This window comes from Natronorubrum halobium, from assembly GCF_051351675.1.
GTDB lineage: Archaea > Halobacteriota > Halobacteria > Halobacteriales > Natrialbaceae > Natronorubrum.
Genome location: NZ_CP195596.1, coordinates 132,185 through 152,166, shown reverse-complemented (window position 1 = coordinate 152,166; position 19,982 = coordinate 132,185). Strand labels below are relative to the sequence as shown.

At 60.3% G+C, this 19,982-nt stretch carries 16 protein-coding genes; 8 read left to right on the top strand and 8 right to left on the bottom strand.

What is annotated here, in order from left to right:
- Nucleotides 1–78: 78 nt before the first annotated feature.
- Nucleotides 79–1,215 carry a mandelate racemase/muconate lactonizing enzyme family protein gene (locus tag ACSFC7_RS24685; RefSeq protein WP_436348558.1) on the bottom strand — a complete coding sequence of 379 codons (1,137 nt, stop codon included), beginning with the start codon at nucleotides 1,213–1,215 and terminating at the stop codon, nucleotides 79–81.
- A gap of 176 nt (nucleotides 1,216–1,391) precedes the next feature.
- Here ACSFC7_RS24685 and ACSFC7_RS24680 point away from each other — a divergent pair, with 176 nt between their 5' ends.
- Both ACSFC7_RS24680 and ACSFC7_RS24675 read left to right on the top strand, forming a co-directional pair.
- Nucleotides 1,392–2,375 (top strand): LLM class flavin-dependent oxidoreductase, encoded by a 984-nt coding sequence (locus ACSFC7_RS24680; protein WP_436348557.1) that lies wholly within the window; start codon nucleotides 1,392–1,394, stop codon nucleotides 2,373–2,375.
- Nucleotides 2,376–2,514: 139 nt separating this feature from the next.
- The gene (locus ACSFC7_RS24675) at nucleotides 2,515–3,360 is read left to right on the top strand and encodes an HpcH/HpaI aldolase/citrate lyase family protein (RefSeq protein ID WP_436348556.1); all 846 of its coding nucleotides are present in this window, start codon (nucleotides 2,515–2,517) and stop codon (nucleotides 3,358–3,360) included.
- A 73-nt stretch (nucleotides 3,361–3,433) separates the two neighbouring features.
- Here the strand turns inward: ACSFC7_RS24675 and ACSFC7_RS24670 are convergent, their stop codons facing one another.
- The 3 genes from ACSFC7_RS24670 to ACSFC7_RS24660 all read right to left on the bottom strand — a co-directional run bounded on the left by ACSFC7_RS24670 (nucleotide 3,434) and on the right by ACSFC7_RS24660 (nucleotide 7,430).
- Entirely contained in the window at nucleotides 3,434–4,618 is a 1,185-nt protein-coding gene (locus ACSFC7_RS24670; protein ID WP_436348555.1) for an MFS transporter, read from the bottom strand.
- 150 nt (nucleotides 4,619–4,768) lie between these two features.
- Nucleotides 4,769–5,947: a CaiB/BaiF CoA transferase family protein gene (locus ACSFC7_RS24665; RefSeq protein WP_436348554.1), complete on the bottom strand. Its 1,179-nt coding sequence runs from the start codon at nucleotides 5,945–5,947 to the stop codon at nucleotides 4,769–4,771.
- Nucleotides 5,948–6,020: 73 nt separating this feature from the next.
- The gene (locus ACSFC7_RS24660) at nucleotides 6,021–7,430 is read right to left on the bottom strand and encodes an MmgE/PrpD family protein (RefSeq protein ID WP_436348553.1); all 1,410 of its coding nucleotides are present in this window, start codon (nucleotides 7,428–7,430) and stop codon (nucleotides 6,021–6,023) included.
- Between the two features lie 342 nt (nucleotides 7,431–7,772).
- Here ACSFC7_RS24660 and ACSFC7_RS24655 point away from each other — a divergent pair, with 342 nt between their 5' ends.
- Nucleotides 7,773–8,960: an iron-containing alcohol dehydrogenase gene (locus ACSFC7_RS24655; protein WP_436348552.1), complete on the top strand. Its 1,188-nt coding sequence runs from the start codon at nucleotides 7,773–7,775 to the stop codon at nucleotides 8,958–8,960.
- Between the two features lie 26 nt (nucleotides 8,961–8,986).
- Here ACSFC7_RS24655 and ACSFC7_RS24650 read toward each other — a convergent pair whose 3' ends face one another.
- Nucleotides 8,987–10,492, bottom strand: coding sequence for an amidase (locus ACSFC7_RS24650; protein WP_436348551.1), 1,506 nt, complete (start codon nucleotides 10,490–10,492; stop codon nucleotides 8,987–8,989).
- Nucleotides 10,493–10,693: 201 nt separating this feature from the next.
- Between ACSFC7_RS24650 and ACSFC7_RS24645 the strand changes: the two genes are divergently transcribed.
- A complete protein-coding gene (locus tag ACSFC7_RS24645; RefSeq protein ID WP_436348550.1) occupies nucleotides 10,694–11,629 on the top strand; it encodes an NAD(P)-dependent oxidoreductase in 936 nt (311 codons plus the stop codon).
- Nucleotides 11,630–11,718: 89 nt separating this feature from the next.
- Here the strand turns inward: ACSFC7_RS24645 and ACSFC7_RS24640 are convergent, their stop codons facing one another.
- Both ACSFC7_RS24640 and ACSFC7_RS24635 read right to left on the bottom strand, forming a co-directional pair.
- Complete coding sequence (locus ACSFC7_RS24640; protein WP_436348549.1) at nucleotides 11,719–12,942, bottom strand: MFS transporter; 1,224 nt, start codon at nucleotides 12,940–12,942, stop codon at nucleotides 11,719–11,721.
- Complete coding sequence (locus ACSFC7_RS24635; RefSeq protein WP_436348548.1) at nucleotides 12,935–13,867, bottom strand: ketopantoate reductase family protein; 933 nt, start codon at nucleotides 13,865–13,867, stop codon at nucleotides 12,935–12,937. Before ACSFC7_RS24635 ends, ACSFC7_RS24640 begins: the two co-directional genes overlap by 8 nt.
- A gap of 453 nt (nucleotides 13,868–14,320) precedes the next feature.
- Here ACSFC7_RS24635 and ACSFC7_RS24630 point away from each other — a divergent pair, with 453 nt between their 5' ends.
- The 3 genes from ACSFC7_RS24630 to ACSFC7_RS24620 all read left to right on the top strand — a co-directional run bounded on the left by ACSFC7_RS24630 (nucleotide 14,321) and on the right by ACSFC7_RS24620 (nucleotide 17,729).
- Nucleotides 14,321–15,460 carry an MFS transporter gene (locus ACSFC7_RS24630; RefSeq protein WP_436348547.1) on the top strand — a complete coding sequence of 380 codons (1,140 nt, stop codon included), beginning with the start codon at nucleotides 14,321–14,323 and terminating at the stop codon, nucleotides 15,458–15,460.
- Nucleotides 15,461–15,606: 146 nt separating this feature from the next.
- Nucleotides 15,607–16,029, top strand: coding sequence for a PaaI family thioesterase (locus ACSFC7_RS24625; protein WP_436348546.1), 423 nt, complete (start codon nucleotides 15,607–15,609; stop codon nucleotides 16,027–16,029).
- 44 nt (nucleotides 16,030–16,073) lie between these two features.
- The gene (locus ACSFC7_RS24620; protein ID WP_436348545.1) at nucleotides 16,074–17,729 is read left to right on the top strand and encodes an aldehyde ferredoxin oxidoreductase C-terminal domain-containing protein; all 1,656 of its coding nucleotides are present in this window, start codon (nucleotides 16,074–16,076) and stop codon (nucleotides 17,727–17,729) included.
- A 71-nt stretch (nucleotides 17,730–17,800) separates the two neighbouring features.
- Here ACSFC7_RS24620 and ACSFC7_RS24615 read toward each other — a convergent pair whose 3' ends face one another.
- Entirely contained in the window at nucleotides 17,801–19,153 is a 1,353-nt protein-coding gene (locus ACSFC7_RS24615; protein ID WP_436348544.1) for an MmgE/PrpD family protein, read from the bottom strand.
- Between the two features lie 175 nt (nucleotides 19,154–19,328).
- Here ACSFC7_RS24615 and ACSFC7_RS24610 point away from each other — a divergent pair, with 175 nt between their 5' ends.
- Nucleotides 19,329–19,964: an IS6 family transposase gene (locus ACSFC7_RS24610; RefSeq protein ID WP_436348543.1), complete on the top strand. Its 636-nt coding sequence runs from the start codon at nucleotides 19,329–19,331 to the stop codon at nucleotides 19,962–19,964.
- Nucleotides 19,965–19,982 lie beyond the last annotated feature (18 nt).

The window sequence follows — 19,982 nt, the reverse complement described above, 5'->3', positions numbered from 1 at the left end:
TCGGGCGCTTCGAACTCGATGCAAGTCGTCCGTGGACCGAACCGCAACCGCTTGGCTCGTCGCTCGACTGCCGGTGTGCTATAACTCGAGGGCGTGTTCTTTGATGAATCCGTCGTCTAACTCGAGTCCGATTCCAGGTTGGTCCGGCAGTGTAAGCGTCCCGTCCTCGACGGTCGGTTTGTCGACGATCATCTCGTGCCAGACGGGATCGAAGTCGGGGTGGAAGCACTCGACGCAGCGTCCGTTCGGAATCGACGCGAGGAGGTGCATCGAGATGTGGGGCTCCTCGTGGTGAGCCATGGCCACGCCGAAGGCGTCGGCCATAGCGGCGACCTTTCGCCACGCCGTTGGTCCGCCCGCGATGCTCGCGTCGAGGTTGATGATATCGACCGCATCGCCCTCGATCAGCCGACGACACGATTCGACGGTCGATTCGCTCTGGCCGGCCGTCACCGGGACAGTCGATCGCTGACGAACGGTTCGCATCCCGGCGTACTGGTCGTGCCAGACGACTGGCTCCTCGAACCAGTCGATGTCGTAATCGGCCGCGCCGCGGGCGAAATCAACCGCTTCCTCGACCTCGTATCCCTGATTCGCATCGCATGCGATGAAGAAGTCCTCGCCCATGGCCTCCCGGATCGCGGCGAGTCGCTCCAGGTCGCGCTCGGGGGTTCGACCACCGACTTTGAGCTTCACGCCGCCGATACCCAGTTCCGTGTACTCGACCATCTCGTCGATTAGATCGTCGATCGTCCGACCGTCACCGTAGTAACCGCCGATTGCGGCGATCGGTACCTCGTCCCGGTACCCTCCCCACAGCTGATAGAGTGGCTTGTCGACGGCCTTCCCGATTGCGTCCCACATAGCGATGTCGACCGCCCCGATCGCGTGGACGAAAAGCTGGCGTTCGCCGGTCTGATAGGCGAAGAGCTTCCGAGACCGTTCCATCAGTGCTTCCCAAGTGGCTTCGATCCGGAACAGGTCCCGTCCGACGAGAATATCCGCGATCTCGTTTTCGATGAACGAGACCAACTGATCCGCCTTGTCGAGTTCGGTGTCTAATACGTCGCCAGAGTGGATTCGACTGATAACACCCTCGTCCGTCTCGAGCGTGATCACGAGCGTTCCCCGATTCTCTTTCTGATAGCTACTCCCCTTGATTTCGGCTTCCATCGGTATGACGACCGGCGTAACCGCTATATCGGTAATCTGCATCGGTTGTATTTCCACTGAAGCTGGTATAAGTATTTTCACTCGACAACGAGACCGTTCGGGCGTCCGTTCCGGCGGCGAAATCGCGAGCCGCGAAAAGCGACATCCCGGGTCGAGCCAGTGAAAGAACGGGGTTCGCATCCCAATCTTTTTCGTACGGCTCGTCTTGCTACAGAACGATGAAGTTCGGACTATACATTAACTGTCAGACGACGACTGCTCAGTCTCCTGACGCGTTCGTCGACGACCTGATAGAGCAGACGATCGCTGCGCGCGAAGCCGAGTTCGATATGATCACGACCGGTCAACACTACCTCGCGAACTACGTGCAAATCCAGCAACAACCGTTGCTGGCCAGACTGTCGGCGGAAGCGGGCTCGATGAAACTCGGACCCGGTGTCGTGTTACTGCCGTTGCACCAGCCCGTCGATATCGCCGAACAGCTGACCACGCTGGATTACCTTTCGGAGGGAGTAATCGCCGGTGTCGGTATCGGCTATCGTGATGTAGAGTTCGAAAGCTTCGGCATTCCGAAATCGGAACGCGTCGGTCGTTTCGAAGAGGGAGTCGAACTCATGAAACGGCTCTGGAGCGAAGAGGACGTGGTCTACGAGGGGGAGTACTACTCCGTCGACGGCGTCACCATCAATCCGCGCCCGAAAGAGCAGCCACCGGTCTGGATCGCGGCGAACGCTCGAGCCGCCGTTCGTCGGGCTGCGGCAATTGGCGACGCGTGGTTCGTCAACCCCCACTCGACGATCACGGAGATTCGGGATCTGAAAGAAGAGTACGACGAGGTCAGACTCGAACGCGGCGAAGACACCAAGGTCCCGATAATACGCGAAACGTTCGTCGCGGACACGCGTGAGAAGGCGGTCAACACCGCCCGTGAGTACCTCTTCTCGAAGTACCAGCGATACATCGAGTGGGGACAAGACGAGGCGATGGAGGACGAACAGGACCTCCACAAACCGTTCGAAGAACTCGCCGAAGACCGATTCCTGCTTGGGACGCCCGAGGAAGTCTGTGCGGAGATCGAACGGTACGAGGAAGAACTCGACGCCGAATACATGATCCCCCGGCTCCACTGGCCCGGGATGGACAACGAAGTCGCTATCGAGTGTATCGAACGCATCGGCGACGATGTGATTCCGAACGTGTAGTGAATGCGGTCATCCAGCATTCGAACCCGAGTCACGCAGACGCCGATCGACGACTCGCTGTCGTTCGTTCGGACCGCCCGCGTCGGTCGCGGTGTCGCTCGTTAGCAACCTATTTTACGATCGGCCGCTACGTTCCGGTATGGCGAGGAGATCGACACTTTACACACCCGGTGATGAGCCGGACATGATGCGTAAGTCACTGAAGACCGACGCCGACGCTGTCGTCTTCGACCTGGAAGACGCCGTCGCGCCGTCGGAGAAAGCGTACGCTCGCGAGGCGGTCGCCGAGATGCTCTCCGAGACCGACACCGACACCGAGCTCGGCGTCCGGGTAAACACGTTCGACACCGGCGGGGCGACTGACGTTCAGGCCATTGTGGGCGGAGACAGCGATCCCGATATGATCGCCCTCCCGATGGTCGAATCGGTCGAGGAGACCGTGAAACTGGGTGCCTTGCTCGAGGCCGCCGACTCGGACGCACTGGTTACTGCGATCGTCGAGACTGGCCGTGGGCTCGTCAACGCACCGGAGATCGCCGCCTCAGAATACGTCGACGTCCTCGGACTCGGTGCCGAGGATCTCGCGGCCGAGGTAGGCGCGACGAGAACTCCTGAGGGTGAGGAAATTCTATACTCCCGGCAACAGGTAGTCACAGCCGCCGCGTCCGGCGGCGTCTCCTGTCTCGATACGGTGTATACCGAGATCGGTGATCATGAGGGGCTTCGATCAGACACCGAGCGAGCCGTTCAGTTCGGATTCGATGGTAAGATCGCGATCCATCCCTCTCAGGTCGGGCCGATCAACGAGGCGTTCACGCCGCCAGCAGACCGCATTGAGTGGGCACGGAAGGTACTCGAAGCCGAACGCGAAGCAACCGATTCGGGGAAGGGCGTCTTCGAGGTCGACGGTCAGATGATCGATCCGCCGCTGATCGCCCAAGCGCAGCGCGTCGTCGACCTCGCAGAGGCCGCCGGTGAACTGTAACGATATCGATTGGTCGTACCGGGTCAGATTACGAGAGACGAGTCGCTCTTGAGGCGACCGCGCACCCCTCTCCTCAGACGGAGTATAGTGGATGTCGGCTAGACAGCAGTCCGACACAAACGAGTCCGACGACCGCACCAGCCGCGAGCGTGAGAAACGCTGCTGGATAGCCCGAGCGGTCGAGGACGAGGCCGAAGACGATCGGCGAAACAGCGGTCGCTGCGAATCCGACCAAGGACTGTATCGCGAGCGCCGCCCCCACGTTGCCGTCGTCGACGATCTCCGTGATTGCCGTTGAGGTCGGTGCGCTATCGCCCGTGAGGGCGATTCCGTACACGACGAGTACGGCGACCAGCGCCACCATCGGTAGCCACTGCAGGAAGCCGAGGGCGACGGTGATTACCGTACTGACGCCCAGTGCCGTCCCGATAGCGGCCGGTCTGCCGACGTGATCGCTCGCCCAGCCCGACAGCACGTTGCCCGCGCCGCCGACCGTCATCACGATTCCAGCGAGCAGCCCCGCCCAGAGGGCGGACTCCTCCGTCGCCGTAACCGCCGGTACGGTCAGCAAGAACGCGAGAATCCAGTTTCGGACGCCGTACAGCTCCCAGCTGTGGGCCGAGTAGATGGTGACGGCGTACAGATACTCGCGGTTGCCCAACAGGGACAAATCGAGATGGCGGTCCGAAACCGTCGCGTTCGGCGGATCGGTCCCGAAGGCGAGCAGAACGGGACCGGCCACGATCGCCGCGACGCTCGTCGTCGCGATGGCGACGCGCCAGTCGACCGCCGAGGCGACGCTCGAGGAGAGCAGAAAGGAGAGACCGGAACTGAGGGAGAATGCGCCGACGTACAGTCCCATCGCTTTCCCGCGGTCGGCAGTCGGATACCAGTCGCTGACGAATCGCATCCCTGGGACGTAGACGCCGGCCATACAGACACCGGCGAACAACCGCAGTATTGACCCGGAGAGGAACCCGGTTCCAAGCAACGCGAACGCGAGGCTGAACGTACCGGTTCCCGTCGCGCCGACCGCGATGACCCACCGCGTCGGAAATCGATCGGCGAACGATCCCGCCGGGAGAATCGCAACGAGATAACCGACCTGAAACGCCGCGAAAATGATCCCCGCCCGAGTACCTGAGAGTGCCCACTCGTCTGCGATCGTCGGCAGGACGGCCGAATAGTTGAACCAGACCAGAACGCTGGCGAGCAACACCCCACAGATAACTGCCAGCATCCTCGTTCGTACGTGCACGACATCCTCTGTGCGGTATCGGAGGAAAAAGGCTACGGTGGCATCTCTATCCGTCGAGCGGGAACCGACCGGCACGACCGCTGCTCACTCGCGAGGGGAACTGCCCACGCAAATCGGCGTTCGCGCGGCTCGACAGCGGTTCAACGCCGATTAGATGACGTTTTGCTCCCGCAGTTGCTCGATCTGGGCATCCGTGTATCCCAGCGCATCGAGGATTGCTTCGCTGTGCTCGCCGAGTTTCGGCATCGGCTCCGCACGTGATTCCAGAGTCTCAAAGTCGATCGGATTCTCGATGTATTTGATGTCTCCGTCTTCCGTCTCCATCTCTCCGATCATTCCGAGGTGTTCCGTCTGGGGGTGTTCGAGCGTTTCGCCGACGTCGTTGACGTGGCCCCACGGCAGACCGGCGTCGTCGAGACGCTCGCTCCAGAACTCGGTCGGTTCAGAGGCGATGATCGATTCGATCACTGGCTCGAGTTCCTCTCGGTTTCCGAGACGGTCCTCGTTGCTCTGGAACCGCTCGTCGGTCAGCAGTTCCGACTCGTCGATGACGTCCTCGCAGAAGATCTCCCAGTGGGCATCGCTCAGGACGGCGAAACTGATGTACTCGTCGCTGGCCGTCTCGTAGGGGCCGTACGGAACCAGCAGGTGGTGTCGGAAGCCGACGCGCTCGGGAACCTCTCCCGTGTACCAGTATTTGAACGGAAAGTAGCCGAGCCAGGAGAGCATCCCGCCGAACATACTCACGTCGAGTTCCTGCCCTTCGCCGGTCCGTTCGCGGTGGAGCAACGATGTGAGAACGCCGATCGTACCCCACATCGCCGCGTTGACGTCACAGATCGACAGCGGAATCTTTGCCGGCGCGTCGGGACTACCGTTCATTTCGATAAGCCCGGTCTCTCCTTGCATGATGAGGTCGTACGCCTTCCGGTCGCGGTACGGGCCCGATCGGCCGTAGCCGGATATGTTGAGGTAGATGACTTCCCCGTTTCGCTCACGCACGTCCTCGTACCCGACGCCGAGCGATTCGACGACGCCCGGGGAGGAGTTCTGGATGACGACGTCAGCCTGCTCGGCCAACTCGAGGAAAACCTCACGTCCCTCGTCGCTTTTCAGGTCGAGTTCGATGCTTTCCTTGTTCCGGTCGACCCAGGCGTGTGCCGCCGATCGACCGTGGACGATCCCGTCCCAGTGTCGGTTCACGTCGCCGACTTCCGGTCGTTCGACTTTTACGACGTGGGCGCCGAGATCGCCGAAGACTCGGGAACACAGCGGCGCCGAGATACCGTTCTCGAGCGACAGTACGTTGTAGTCGTCAAGTGCGTACATGGTGATACAAATTCGATACCAACTGGATAGTGTTTTCGATTGTAGTTGTCATTCTGATACAGTATTGGCGAGATCAATCGCTGAGAGTCGTACCGATCTGCCCGTCGGCTTCGATCGGTGCGCTGAGATCGCTCGTGTCGAGGGTCTCGAGGTTTCGGACGGCGTCGAGGAGGCCGTTACGAGTCGCTGACGGGAGGTGATCGGTCAATTCTTCGTACTTTTCGATCTCGTCGTCCCAGGACATCGGGTTCTCGGGTTCGCCGTTAGAGTACTCGACGTACGATTCGTACGTCTCGTCGGCCGTTTCGATCGTCACGCGAGACGCCCACTTTTCGGGGAAGATCTCGGCTATTTCGTCGGTCGTTTTCAGTTCGGTCGCCTCCATGATTCGTTTGAACTCACTGCTGTGCTCGGACTCGCTCGTCTCGATGAAAGCGTCGACTGTCGCTTCACCTTCGGTGATCGCGAGGGCCGCACCGAAGTTCATGCTGAACTGCGCATCGACGAACGACTGGGGATTTTGCTTTCGCTCGACCGGTCGGCCGACGAGTTTCACGCCCGGTTCGGAGAGTTCGACGACGATTCGATCGATCTCGCTCGACGCGATCGATTTCGTCGAGAGAATCTCGAAGATCGCGTCGAGCGGTGCGTGCATATATCGACAGCACGGATACGGTTTGATGCCCGTCTCCGTGAGTTCGAACCGCTCCCCGAGGCCTTCAGTCGCCAGTTCCGGTTTTGGGTCGTCACTGTAGGCGTTGAAGAACCCGTCCTCTCCCTCGATTGGGTCAGCAGAGCCGTAGAATCCGGCCTCTGCGAACGATACCGCGAGCACACCTGCGTGAGCAGCGAGCCCGGGATGTGCCCGTTTGTTCCACGAGCCGTTCGCGAGATACTGCTGTGAGCCGGCGGCCTGACTGCCGTTGAGTCCGAACGCGTTGATGAGTTCCTCGGTATCGAGTCCGACGACTTTAGCTGCGGCCGCCGTCGCCGCGAACGTTCCACAGGTGGCCGTTCCGTGGAAACCGCGCTCGTAGTGTGATTCGGGATTGATTGCCATTCCGAGCCGGCAGTTGACCTCGTAACCGGCGACAATCGCCGTGATGAGTTCCCGTCCGCTTACCTCCCGGTCGGCCGTCTCGGCGACGGCTATCGATGCGGGGATGACGGTGGCCCCTGGATGATGGGATGCGCCGCGGTGGGTGTCGTCGTAATCGAGGCTATGGATGAGCGCGCCGTTCAGCAGGGCCGCGTACTCGGGCTCGAGCCGTTCACCCGTGGCGAACACCGTCGAGTCGCCACCGTCTGCAAGCGAATCGACGCCGTCGATAAACGAGTCGCTGGACTTCGCTCGCGGTGTCGCCCCGATCGAAATCCCGATCGCATCGAGTGTTAGTTTCTTCGCATAATCGATGATATCCTCCGGGATGTCATCGTACTCGAGGTTGGTCACGTACTCCGCGTATTCCGTCGTTACAGTCATGCTAGCACTTATACATGGGTCCTGCCGAAGTATCAGTGTTCGGGTCACCACGATTACGATTTCTCGGACCGATTGTACACGTTCGGAGCCGGCGTCCCGATGACCCGGTTGCGACGTGTCTGAGTATTCTCTTCGATAAGAACGTGCACGTCGGACGCCGCCTGTGATACGGACCGCTGTCCGTCAATTTCGGAGTGACCGCGAACCGTCCTGCGGTCGTTCTCGTAAACAGATACCGCAGACCGCACGAGTCACAGTAATGGCCTGATCACCGGGCGTCGATACCCGATCGCGTACCGAGTCAACGATAAACGTGATATAGCTCCCGCCGGAACGGATGGTATGTCCGATTCAACTGGGGCCGCTGGGCTCGCGTCGAGCGTATCGTTTGCGATTCAGTCACCCGACGACGTCGTGATCGGGAGGGGGACTGCGGCCGAAACGGGGGCTCGTGCCGACGCATTCGGTGACCGTGCACTCGTCATTACCGACGCTCAACTCGTCGAGTTGGGTGTCGTCGATCCCGTCGTAGCGTCGCTTCGTGACGCGGGCCTCAAGGTCGAGGTGTTCGACGACGTCGAACCCGACCCCACGATATCGATCGTCTGGGAAGCTGTTTCCGCTGCGCGTGACACCAGTGCAGACGTCCTGATCGGAGTCGGCGGTGGGAGTTCGATGGACGTCGCGAAAGGCGCTGGTGTGATTCTCGCGAATCCGAATCTCGAGGAGGAGCCGTTCGGACGCGGACACGTGCCGAACTCGGGCGCGCCGACGATCCTGCTGCCGACGACCGCGGGATCCGGTGCGGAGGTCTCCCCGGCCGTGGTCATCATCGATGACCGGGACGGCCACGAAAAGAAAGGAATCGTCGATCCAAATGCGTTCGCTTCGGTCGCGATCGTTGATCCGGCGCTAACCGACGAGCTACCGCAGTCGATCACACGGGCAACGGGGATCGACGTCTTCGCCCACGCCGTCGGCTCGTCGATCTCGACGACCTCGAACCCCTTCGCCGACGCGCTGTGTAGCCAGGCAATGGAACTCGTCGAGGGGAACCTCCGTCCCGCTACGTACCGGGGTAACGATTCACCCGCTGCTCGAAACGCGATGTCGCTTGCGGCAACGATGGCGATGTTCGGACGCGTCAACGGTGGGAAGGCGGCGATCCACGCCGTCGCCTACGGCGTTCAGTCGCTGTACGACGTTCCCCACGGAGAGGCGATCGCAGCGGTTCTCCCGGCGGTACTCGAGTACAACCTTCCCGCAGCGGTTCCGACGTACGCGACGCTCGGGACGCAGCTATACGGCGCAACGGGCAACTCGAGGAGCCGCGCAGAGACGTTCGTCGAAGGCGTTCACCGACTGCGCTCGGATATCGGGTTAGATTATCGGCTCCGGGATTTCGGAGCCACCGAAGACGATCTCGACGAACTCGCCGAGATGGCTATCACGTCGAAACGCCACCTCGAGGCTAATCCACGGTCGGTATCGGAATCCGACGCCCGCGAAATACTCGAAGGAATTCTCTAATCGGCGTTCGAAGATAACAGTGCGTCTCAGGGACTCAAATCTACATCTATGGTCTTCTCGACAGTCCTGGCTACGCCGAGCAATGCAGCGTCGTCGAACGATCCGGCGACGAGTTGCAGGCCGATCGGTACCCCGTCGACAGTACCGTGGGGAAGCGTGATCGCCGGGGCGCCGGTGACGTTTGCGAGCCGACAGTTCCGAACGGGCGGACGCTCGGGGTTCGTCGCGTTCTCGATCCGCGGTGCGATATCGGGAAGCGTTGGCAGTGCGAGGACGTCGACGTCTGCCAGCGCTGCCTCGAGTTCCTCGTCGACGAGGGCTTGAGCGCGTTGGGCTCGCGTGTACGGTCGACCGTAGTGTTCTTCCAACAGATGAGCGCCGGCGAGCAGTCTGCTTCGATAGAACGGATTCGCGTTCGCACTCGAGTGGGCCGTGAGCTTCGCAAACCCCGTCTGATAGCCCGTATCGATGGTACTGTTGCGCCGGAGCGGGACGGCACCCGACCGCCAGTGGGTCGCTAGTTCCGTGTAGCTGAGTATGTTTTTGATCGTATCGACGTATTCGAAGGTATCGACCGAAACGTCGACCACGTCGAAACCGGCTTCGGAAAGCGTTGCGATCGTCTCTCTGGTCTGTTCTTCGACCGGTTGCGTGACTCCATCACCGAACCCGTCCTCAAGGACGCCGATCGTCAGATCGGTGGGATCGGGTGGGGATTCGACGGCGTCGACGTAGTCACCGACCAGGTAGTCCGGGCGGCCGGCCGCGGCCATACTCGCCGCGTCACTGGAGTCGCGTCCGGCGATGGCCGCCAACACCCGCCCAGCGGTATCGACGTCAGGAGTCATCGGACCGACGTGATCCAGCGTGTACGTGTTTTCGATCACACCGCTGAGCGGAACGAGCCCGTACGTCGGTTTCAGTCCGACGATACCGCACATCGCAGCGGGCATCCGACAGGAGCCGCCCGTATCCGAGCCGAGTGCGGCATCGACACGACCGGTCGCGACTGCGACGGCGCTGCCGCCGGACGAGCCACCGGCGATCCGGTCCGTGTCGTACGGATTGGTGATATCTCCGAGATACGAGACCGCCCGCCCACCGCCGGCGTACTCATCGAGATTCGTCTTCGCCGTAATTCGAGCGCCAGCCTCTCGAAGCCGGCTGACCACGGTCGCATCGATTCTGGGGATGAGCGACTGAAGCAGTTCTGATCCTCCAGTCAGTGGAACGCCGGCAACGGCAATGTTGTCCTTCAAACCGATTTCCATCCCCACGATTGGGCCGTCAGCGTCGGGCACGGGCGGCACGTCACAGTGGTGTACGATTTCGTTGTGAGGATTCTCTGTCGGTTCGCGCCAGGAGCGGTCGCCACCGGACGTTCCCTCCTCTATCGGGAGGTCGTCGATTTCATCGAGTCCTTCGAGCATATCCCCGACCAGCGACTCAATGTGATCGGCGTCCTCGTCGTCAAAGTCGATCCGGTACCCGGCACCGATTTCGCGTAGCTCCGCGGCAGATGGCTTTCGCATAGGGCTGTATTCTTCCCCGCGAAAGTAAGTATTCCCCACGGCGGACCGCAGCGTGTCAGTGACGACCCGGCGGTCGACCGACTGTCGATTACCGTCGCCGTTTCTCCGGCATCGAGCACTGATCGCCTTCCCTGCCGATCGCGTTCGCTCGCTCCACGGAGAATAGCTTTAATGGGGCTCCCGAAGACAGTGTAGTGGATCATGGTGGCAGCCCACACCCAAGACGATTCGCGAGTGACTCCCGAGGAGACGACGGTCGGCGTTATCGGCGTCGGAAACATGGGCGGTCCGATCGCTCGACAGATCGCGGCCGTCTTCGAGACGGTCGCCTTCGACCTCGACGACGATCGGCTCGCTGCCGTCGCCGCTGACGGGGTCGAACCCGTTGATGGCCCCCGCGAAGTCGGTGACCGGGCGGACGTCGTCTTGCTCTCCTTGCCCTCGATCGAGGCCGTCGAAGCGGTCGCGCTCGAAGAGGACGGAGTGCTCGCCGGCCTCTCGGCGGGTGACGTACTCGTCGATTCGAGTACGATCGACCCCGATGTAACGGACGCTGTCGCTTCGGTCTGTGACGACCGACGGGTCGCTTTCCTCGACGCACCGGTCAGCGGCGGCTCGCGAAACGCGGCTCGGGGAGCACTGACGACGATGGTCGGCGGGGACGCCGACACCGTCGATCGGATCGGTCCCGTTCTCGAGTGTTACAGCGACACGATTACCCGCGTCGGCGGCCGTGGAACGGGTATTGCGATGAAGCTCACGAACAACTATATGCTCGGGGTCAACACGGCGGCGGTCTGTGAGGCACTGACGATGGCCCGCAACGCGGGTATCGACGACGAAACGTTTTTCGACGTCGCCTCCAGCGCATCGGGCGATAGCTACGCGCTCCGGCGGAATCTCGAGGGGTTCGTCTTGCCCGGCGACTACGAACCAGAGGGGGATCTGTCGATCCTTCGGAAGGACGTAACGCTGGCCGAGGGACTCGGACGCTCTCTTGACGTCCCTATGCCGATCGGCGGTGCGACGAGTTCGATCTATCGGCTGGCTGAGGACCGAGGACTCGCCGACCGGGACCTCGCCGCGCTAATCGGGTTGTACGACACCACTGAAGGGGTGGATCGCGAATCGAAATAGCATCCCCGTGTGATCGTTCGGTCTCGGGTTGAGCCGGTCGGGAAAGGGCTGAAATACGGGGGTGTTGATGATGCAGGCGTTCGATTCGATTACCGTACGCGGGGAAGTCGAATGCAGAACAACGCTCCGCAGATAACAGCGGCGGCGAACAGGAAGAACACAAAATTGAAGTAGCCGGCATCGGCGACGAACCCGACGATCGGTGGGGAAATCGCGCCGAACCCGATGTACCCCGTACGGACCAGTCCGTATCCGCTCCCTTGCAGCGTGTCCGGCATCAGTTCGACGGTATAGGTATGGCCCGGTGGAACCGCACCGAGAGTCGCCGAAGAGAGTATCGCGACCGGGATTATCAGCCACTCTGACCAAAGAAACGGCAGCAACAGAATCGGCGGGAGGCCGATCAGCACCGAGAGGACGATCGCGCGTCGCTCACCGAATCGGTCGGAAACGAGTCCTGACAGGAACTGGAAGCCGATCGCAGTCGCAAAAAAGGACCCGAAGACAATCGATGCGGTCGTCTGGGAGAGTCCTTTGACTTCGATAAGATACGACGGCAAAAACCCGGTCACGCCCTGATAAAAGAACATCATGAAAAAAAGCATGACCGTCGCAAATAATACCGTTCGATTGAAGACAGCCTGAACGAGATCTTTGACGTATGCGACGCCAAGCGCGTTGTCGGGAGCGGCGGAGGTCCGCCGCGGAAGGTAAACCATGATACCCAGGACGACGAGCACGAACACCGGAATAAGGTAGCCGAATCCCATCCGCCAGCCGAAGGCGACGGCGAAAAATCCGGCAATCACCGGTAAGATCGCGTTCCCGAGGTTGCCCGTCGCCTGACTGAAACTCACTGCTGTCGTCCGATTGTCGGGATAGGTATCGGAGAGGATCGTTACGCGGCTGGTACCGAACAGACCCGTCCCCAGGCCCAGCATCACGGTCGCGAGTACGAACACGGCAAATATCGGCGCCAGAATGATCAGGAGGATCGCACCCAGCGCCGCGAGCAAACTCGTAAGCACGATAGCGCGCTCCCCGAACCTGTCGGCGAGAAACCCGCCGGGGAACTGCACGGAGGCGTAGGTGATCCAGATCGTCGACAGGAGGAATCCCGCACTGGTGTAGTCGATCCGGAACTCGGCCATGATGTCCGGCAGCAACGCTGGGTAGACGATTCGGATGCCCAGCGAGATGAACCATCCACAGGAGATGATCAGGAGGATCATTCCTTTTCCGTCGTCCCAGAGGGCGTTGATCGTCGATGCGAGTCGATTGCGAACCGACTGCTGGGTCGAAGTGCTATCCATTCGATCGGGAGGGTTGATTCGTATACTGGTGTTCCTTTGCGGTAACGAGATCCGTCACTACTTGATTGTACGGGGTCGGGACGCCCGCTTCTTCACCGTACCGTGCGACCGCACCGTTGATGTGCTCGATCTCCGTTTTCCGATGATTGCGAACGTCCTCGAGTGCCGAAGAGACGTGGTCGGGGTTCGTCCGACAGAACGCTTTGACCATGGCTACCGGATTCGTGGTAATCGCGTTGATCCCTTTGGCCTCGCGGACACGATCGGCCTCGGAGACCAATTCTTCGAGGACCTCCGCCGCGGCGTCAAATTCGACTAGATCGCCGTTGACGTGTCCCGTCAGCGCAGCAGTCGGTTTGACACCGATACTGATGAACTGTTTGTCCCAGAGGTAGGGACGGATATCCGACGTCGATTTCATCTCGAATCCCGCAGTAGTAAGTATCTCTGCCAACTGATTTCCACCGTTATCGCTGTTGCCGACGACGGTCTCGGCGCTCGCATCGTGGACGATCATACCCGGCTCCACCACGCGAGCACCGTGGCGCGTCGTGCCACCGACGAACGTACCCGTATCGATTCGGTCGGGAATCGTCTCGTGTGCGGTGAACCCGTTTTGGAACGTCGCGACAATCGTCTCGGCGTCGATAATTGGTGTAGCGGCCTCGAGTGCGTCGACCGTCGCGTCCGTCTTCACCGTGATGATCACCACGTCGACCGAACTGACTTCCGCCGGATCGGTCGTCGCCGTCGGGTGTGTCACCGACCGGTCGCCATCGGGCGTACGAACGCGTAATCCGTCCTCGTTGATCGCCGAGACATGTTCGTTCCACGTGTCGATTAGCACGACGTCCATACCGGCGTCCGCTAGCTTCGACCCGAAGAGGCCGCCCATGGCACCTGCACCGACTATCCCGATACGCATGGCTGACCCTATCACTCGAACGCTATGGATGTTGTCCTGTGAGGCGATTCTTGCCGGTAGACGGTGGGCACGCGATCCGATTACGCCAACCGAAGTGTTTTCGTATTTGAATTGAACAACAGCTATTGTGATCATCCGTGGAGGCACGTACATCGTGCCTAGCCGAACACGCATCATCCCGACCGCACCGGATCTCTCAGCCTCGAGACGAAACCGTCGAATCACCGAAAACGCTGGAGTGACTACGTCCATTACGACGGAAGCGGATCCCCGTCGACTATCCAGCCTTCGTCTATCGTCGGACACCTTCCACACGAGTGGCGCTCGCCTACGAACGTCGACTCATTCGAGTCAGCGGGGAGCGAAATGATGCCGTCGATCGGTAGCGGCCACATCCGGTCGGTAGTTCCGGCGCCGCTTCGCGACCTGTGGAGCGACGGGAGAGGCGCACTTTTGGTAGCGGTTTCGACCGGGTGGCTCGTCAGTATCGGTGTTCGACTCGTCTATCCGACGCTTCTGCCCGCGATTCGGACCGATCTCGGATTGGCGCTCACCACGACGGGACTGATCGTCACCGTTCTCTGGGCGTGTTACGCGCTGATGCAGTTTCCGGGCGGGTTTCTCGCCGACAGGTTCGGGGAGCGCCTGATCCTCGTTTCGAGCACTACGCTCACCGGAATCGGGATCGGTATCGTCGTCCTGTCGATCGATCGGCTATCCTTTTTCCTCGGAACGATCGCTGTCGGATTCGGTTCCGGGCTCTACGCTACGACACGAATCACTGTCCTCTACGATGTCTACCCCCGGCGAGCGGGAACGGCGATGGGATTCATCCAGGCGTTTGGTAATATCGGTACGACGGTCCTCCCGCCGATCACAGGGTATCTCACCGTCGCCGTGAGCTGGCGACTCGGGCTCGGATTTCTCCTGCCGCTTGTCCTCACCGTTGCCGTCGTCCTCCGATTGGTTGTCCCCGCTCGAACCTCGGGAGAAGACACCATCGTTGAATCGCTGTCGTGGACGACCCTCGAGAAACTCGCATCGGGACTCAACGACAGAAGCGTCCTGCTCGCAACGACGAGTATGTTTCTGGTTTCCGTCGTCTATCAATCGTTTACCGGGTTCTATCCGACGTATCTGGTCCTCGAGAAGGGGTACAGCGAAGGGGTCGCCGCACTGTTGTATGGCGGGTTCTTTGCAACGGGAATTCTCCTGCAACTCGCCGCCGGCTCGAGCGGTGATCTGGTCGGTATGCGGGTAACGCTCACCGTGTCCCTCAGTGCTACGACCGCCGCGCTCTTCGTATTGCCGTTTGCGGACAATCTACTCACAATAATCCTTCTGTCGGTCCTGTTGAGCAGCCAGTTGGCCTACTGGCCGGTCGCGAACGCCTATATCGTCGACGCGATGCCCCAGGAGATGCAGGGAACGGGGAATGGACTCGTTCGTACCGTCTATTTGCTGTTGGCTTCGATCGGGCCCGTCGCAATGGGATGGCTCGGTGACGCGGGAATGCTCAACACTGCGTTCTGGCTGCTCGGCGTGACCGCCTGTCTTGCGCTGATCACGTGCTGGGCGCTGCCCGAGCTATAGTAGCCAGTGGAAATCAATGCACACTGATCGCACCAAATAGCGGTCGATCGAAGACGTCCGAACGGCCATAATCCAGCAGCCATGGTCCCACTCGAGGACGAGTTCGATAGGTAGATACTTTTGTCAATCGACTCTACAAAGGAGCCATGAACGCGGAAGAGTACAATCGCAAGCTCTTGGACAATCACGATTACCTCTCGGATCTCGGTATCGAGATTACCGATCAGGGGACGGGAGCGGCGACCCTCTCGTTACCCTACGCGGAGTCGATCCGCAATCCCGGATCCGAAGCCATCCACGGCGGCGCAGTCGCGACACTGATCGATCACGCGGGCGGTGTCGCGATCCGAACGACCATCGACGATCCGGACGAGACCCCCCACGCCACGACCGATCTCAACGTGACCTACGTTCGCCCCGCCGTGGGCGACCTCACGGCTGACGCCACGGTCATTCGATCCGGGCGGACGATGGGCACAGTCGCGGTCGAGGTCTCCGCGAGAACCTCGGAGGGCGAGAAAACGGTCGCCGTCGGCCGCCTCTCAATTCACATGGTCCGAGAGCAGTAACCGATGGCAAACAATTATTTCGTCGTCGTGCTACTATCCCAGTGATGCTCCACACTAACGGCGAACTGCTCACCATCGATGTCGGTGAGCGAACCTGGGAGACCACCCGGATCGACGACATCCTCGAGGCGTACATTGGCGGACGCGGCGTTGCAACGAAACTCGCACACGATCGAATTCCGTTCGACGCGGATCCGCTCGGTCCCGAGAACCGCACGTACCTTTCGACGGGCCCGTTCCAGACCTCACAGATGAGCTTTACGGGACGGATGAACGCGACGGCGTTGTCTCCTTTGACTAACGGTCTCGTTTCGACGAACGCGGGCGGCTATCTGTCACGGAACTTCGCAGACACGGGTTACTCGTGTGTCGAAATCGCCAGCGAGAGCGACGAACTACTGGCCGTACACGTGACAGACGAAGGCGTCGAATTCGAATCGGTTCCCGATCTCGAAATGGCGACGGTCAGCGAGACGTCCGAGACGATGAACGAACGCCACTCGCTCGGGGAAGACCATCTCGTAACCGTTGGGCCGGCCGGCGAGAACACCGTTCGATACGCGTCGCTGATGACGTCCAATTCGCGAGCGTTCGGCCGGGGAGGTCTCGGTGCGGTGCTGGGATCGAAGAACGTAAAGACGGTGTCGTTTACGGGCGACTCCCGTCCGACGGTCGAGATCCCTGATAATGCGGTCGCCGGTGAGATCCATCAGGACGCAGCGACAAAAGACCACATCATGAAGCGACAGGGGACGACCAGCGGCGTCGACCTCAAAAACGATATGTTCTCGCTGCCGACGCAGTACTTCGAACGGATGGACTTCGACGAAGGCGTCGAGGGAATCAACGGTAACACCGTCGAGTCCAAAAAATACAAACGCGGAACCTGTTCGGTGTGTGCCTTTGCGTGTAAACTCCCGACGAGAGACGAAGAAACGGGTCTCGAGACGGAGGGTCCGGAATACGAGACCGTCTTTTCGTTCGGGAGCAATCTGGTCGTCGACGACATCGTCTCCGTAATGAAGTCCAACGAACTCTGTGACGAGCTCGGCCTGGATACCATCAGTGCCGGCGTCACCATCGGCGCGTATCTCAAGTCCGAAGACCGGTTCGGCGACTCCGAATTGATCCACGAACTCGTCGAAAAAATCGCCTACCGCGAGGGGGTTGGTGATCTGCTCGCGGAGGGCGTCGACAGGATCCACGACGAACTCGGAGTGACGAATTGGACGTCGAAGGGGCTCGAATTCCCGGGCCACGACGGCCGTGTACTCCACGGCCGAGCGCTCGGATACGCCACCGCAAATCGTGGAGCGGATCACATGTACTCGAAGATGCACAACCTCGAGTACGAAGGGAGAGTCGATCCCGAGGGGCTCGACGGAAAGGTGCCAATTCTCGTCGACCTCCAGAACCTGAAAGTCGTCAAGGATTCGGCGGTTATCTGTCGGTTCGCCAGCAACTACCTCTCGGACGAACGGTATGAACAGCTATTCGGGACCGACTACGATACGCTTCTGGAAGCGGGTGGCCGAATCGTCGAACTCGAGCGCCATTTCAACAACCAGCGCGGGTTCGACCGATCCGACGACGTCCTCCCCTTCGAACTCGAGGGGATCGAAGACGCGCTGGACGACTATTACACGGAACGAGGATGGTCGGAAGACGGCGTTGTTCCCGAGGGGAACCTCGCCGACTGACTCGGCACAGATCACCGTCTCTGGCAGCGGCTCGATCGATTTTATCGGCGAGACGGTCTTTCGAGGTCAAGTTACGGTGCGACCAGATTCGTCAGCCGATCGACCGCGTCCGGTTCTTCGAGGGAGTCGATGACAGAGGCGAGTTCGGCGGTGGTCGATTCCGAGAGAACGGTTTCAGCGCACTCGGTGAATTTGTCGCCAAGACGTTCTTCACTCACTGGATTCGACGGAGAGCCTGGCGCTTGCGTAACGCTCTTGGTGAACGACCGGCCGTCGACGGTTTCGACATCCACGCGCGCCCCGTAACCGGCGTAGTCGCCGTCGAAGAGGTTCGATTCGAAGTCCCGTTCGACCTTCGAAATCGCCGCCTTTGTCTCCGCTTGCTCGACGTACGCGTCGGTAAATTCGTGGATCCCGGCATCGCGTTCACGCAAGATTGCCGCCAGACAAAACTCGATCGAGAACTTCGCTTGCAGGGAGTTCGACGGATCCGCGTGGATCAACATCTCCGAGGCGGCTTCGTCGAGTGCGACCGTGATCGACTCGACATCGGCCGGCTCGAGGTCCGCCTCGATCACGATCGAACGCAACGCGTCCATCGCCGCGTGTGTGATCACGCCGGACGGGTACGGTTTGTATCCGATGTCGTCGACGGCCCACTCCTCGCCGAGTCCCGAATCGATCGACGACGGATCGTACTCGCCATCGGGTGTCATCACCGCACCGTATCCAAGGCTGCCTTCGAGAACCGCTTCGTCGGCTGTGAACCCGCTCTCAGCGAGCAGTCCCGCGCGAACGCCCATTTGTGCGGCGTGCCCGGCGTGGAGCGGCTTCGTCATACTGCCGAAGTTCTTTTTCAACGACGAAGACGAGGACGCCACGATACCGAACGCCCGTTCGGCGTCCTCAACGTCCAATCCGAGTACCGACGCCGTCGCCGCGGCCGCACCGAACGGACTGATCGTTCCTGTCGCATGCCATCCCTGCTGGTAGTGGCCGGGATACGTGCTGTGACCGATCCGAAAGGCGACCTCACAGCCCACCACGTAGCCGGTAAGGAGTTCCCGGCCGGAAGCTTCAGTGAGCTCCGCGGCGACCAGCGCGGCCGTGAACACCGGCGAGGTCGGATGGATGACGATCGACTCGAACGTATCGTCGTAATCGATCGCGTGGCCGAAGGTCGCGTTTGAGATCGCCGCACCGGTCGGGCTTGCGGTTCCGCGGCCGAAAACCGTTGCCTCGTCGCCGTCGGCCGTCCGATCGACGTACGTTGCGATCTTCTCGCCGATCTCGTGGTGAGAGCCGTAGACCGCGACTCCGACGAGATCTCGGATTGCTTCCTTCGATTTCTCGACGGTCGAGGTCGGCACGTCATCGTACGTGGTCTCGACGGTAAACGCAGCGAGTGTGTTCGTCTCACCCATACTGATGGGTTCAGGGGAACGTTATAAAACGGTATCCCTACCTATTCGTCTGGCGACACTCGAGAGCGCCGTCGGGGTGTCGGTCGCGCCGTAGTACCGATTGCGGTGGTGCCTCCGTTCGGCGCTGTTTCGTTACGCGTGAAAAGTGAGGCGGTACGATTTTGTGGTGTGCTCTATGCCAAAAATCGACCGCCTCAGTGGATGTAGCGACTGGATCGATTTGAGTTTTGTGGAGCGAGAGCGGACACCGCGTCAGCTAATGGAGCTGGGTATTCGCCTCCATCTTGCTGGTCTCTCGCTTTCGAATACCGTTCGAGAATTAGAGAAATTCGGTGTCGAACGGAGTCGCAAGGCAGTCCACGATTGGGTCCACAAGTGCGATCTACAGCCGGCGGATGACGAGAAGCCGAATCACGTTGCGCTCGACGAGACGGTGATTCAACTTGATGAACATCGGTATTGGCTGTACACTGCTGTCGACCCGAAAACGAACAACATCCTCCATATTCGGCTGTATTCGACGACTACGACCGCGTTGACAGAGCGGTTCCTGCAGGAACTCACTGAGAAACATGACCTCGATGATGCCGTGTTTCTCGTCGATGGAGCAAAACATCTACAGACTGCACTCCGCCGATCTGGGCTCCGATTTCGATACGAAAAGCATGGAAATCGGAACGCCGCTGAACGTGTCTTTCGTGAGATAAAACGACGTACCTCTTCGTTCTCAAACTGCTTCAGTCACGCAAAACCATCAACAGCAGAGTCGTGGCTCCAAGCCTTCGCCGTCTGCCACAATGCTACAAACTAAACACGACCCTCCGTTCGT

Coding starts and splice junctions, on each gene's coding strand:
- ACSFC7_RS24685 (WP_436348558.1), bottom strand. CDS start 1,215: ATGCAGATTACCGATATAGCGGTTACGCCGGTCGTCATACCGATGGAA.
- ACSFC7_RS24680 (WP_436348557.1), top strand. CDS start 1,392: ATGAAGTTCGGACTATACATTAACTGTCAGACGACGACTGCTCAGTCT.
- ACSFC7_RS24675 (WP_436348556.1), top strand. CDS start 2,515: ATGGCGAGGAGATCGACACTTTACACACCCGGTGATGAGCCGGACATG.
- ACSFC7_RS24665 (WP_436348554.1), bottom strand. CDS start 5,947: ATGTACGCACTTGACGACTACAACGTACTGTCGCTCGAGAACGGTATC.
- ACSFC7_RS24660 (WP_436348553.1), bottom strand. CDS start 7,430: ATGACTGTAACGACGGAATACGCGGAGTACGTGACCAACCTCGAGTAC.
- ACSFC7_RS24655 (WP_436348552.1), top strand. CDS start 7,773: ATGTCCGATTCAACTGGGGCCGCTGGGCTCGCGTCGAGCGTATCGTTT.
- ACSFC7_RS24650 (WP_436348551.1), bottom strand. CDS start 10,492: ATGCGAAAGCCATCTGCCGCGGAGCTACGCGAAATCGGTGCCGGGTAC.
- ACSFC7_RS24645 (WP_436348550.1), top strand. CDS start 10,694: ATGGTGGCAGCCCACACCCAAGACGATTCGCGAGTGACTCCCGAGGAG.
- ACSFC7_RS24640 (WP_436348549.1), bottom strand. CDS start 12,942: ATGGATAGCACTTCGACCCAGCAGTCGGTTCGCAATCGACTCGCATCG.
- ACSFC7_RS24635 (WP_436348548.1), bottom strand. CDS start 13,867: ATGCGTATCGGGATAGTCGGTGCAGGTGCCATGGGCGGCCTCTTCGGG.
- ACSFC7_RS24625 (WP_436348546.1), top strand. CDS start 15,607: ATGAACGCGGAAGAGTACAATCGCAAGCTCTTGGACAATCACGATTAC.
- ACSFC7_RS24620 (WP_436348545.1), top strand. CDS start 16,074: ATGCTCCACACTAACGGCGAACTGCTCACCATCGATGTCGGTGAGCGA.
- ACSFC7_RS24615 (WP_436348544.1), bottom strand. CDS start 19,153: ATGGGTGAGACGAACACACTCGCTGCGTTTACCGTCGAGACCACGTAC.
- ACSFC7_RS24610 (WP_436348543.1), top strand. CDS start 19,329: ATGCCAAAAATCGACCGCCTCAGTGGATGTAGCGACTGGATCGATTTG.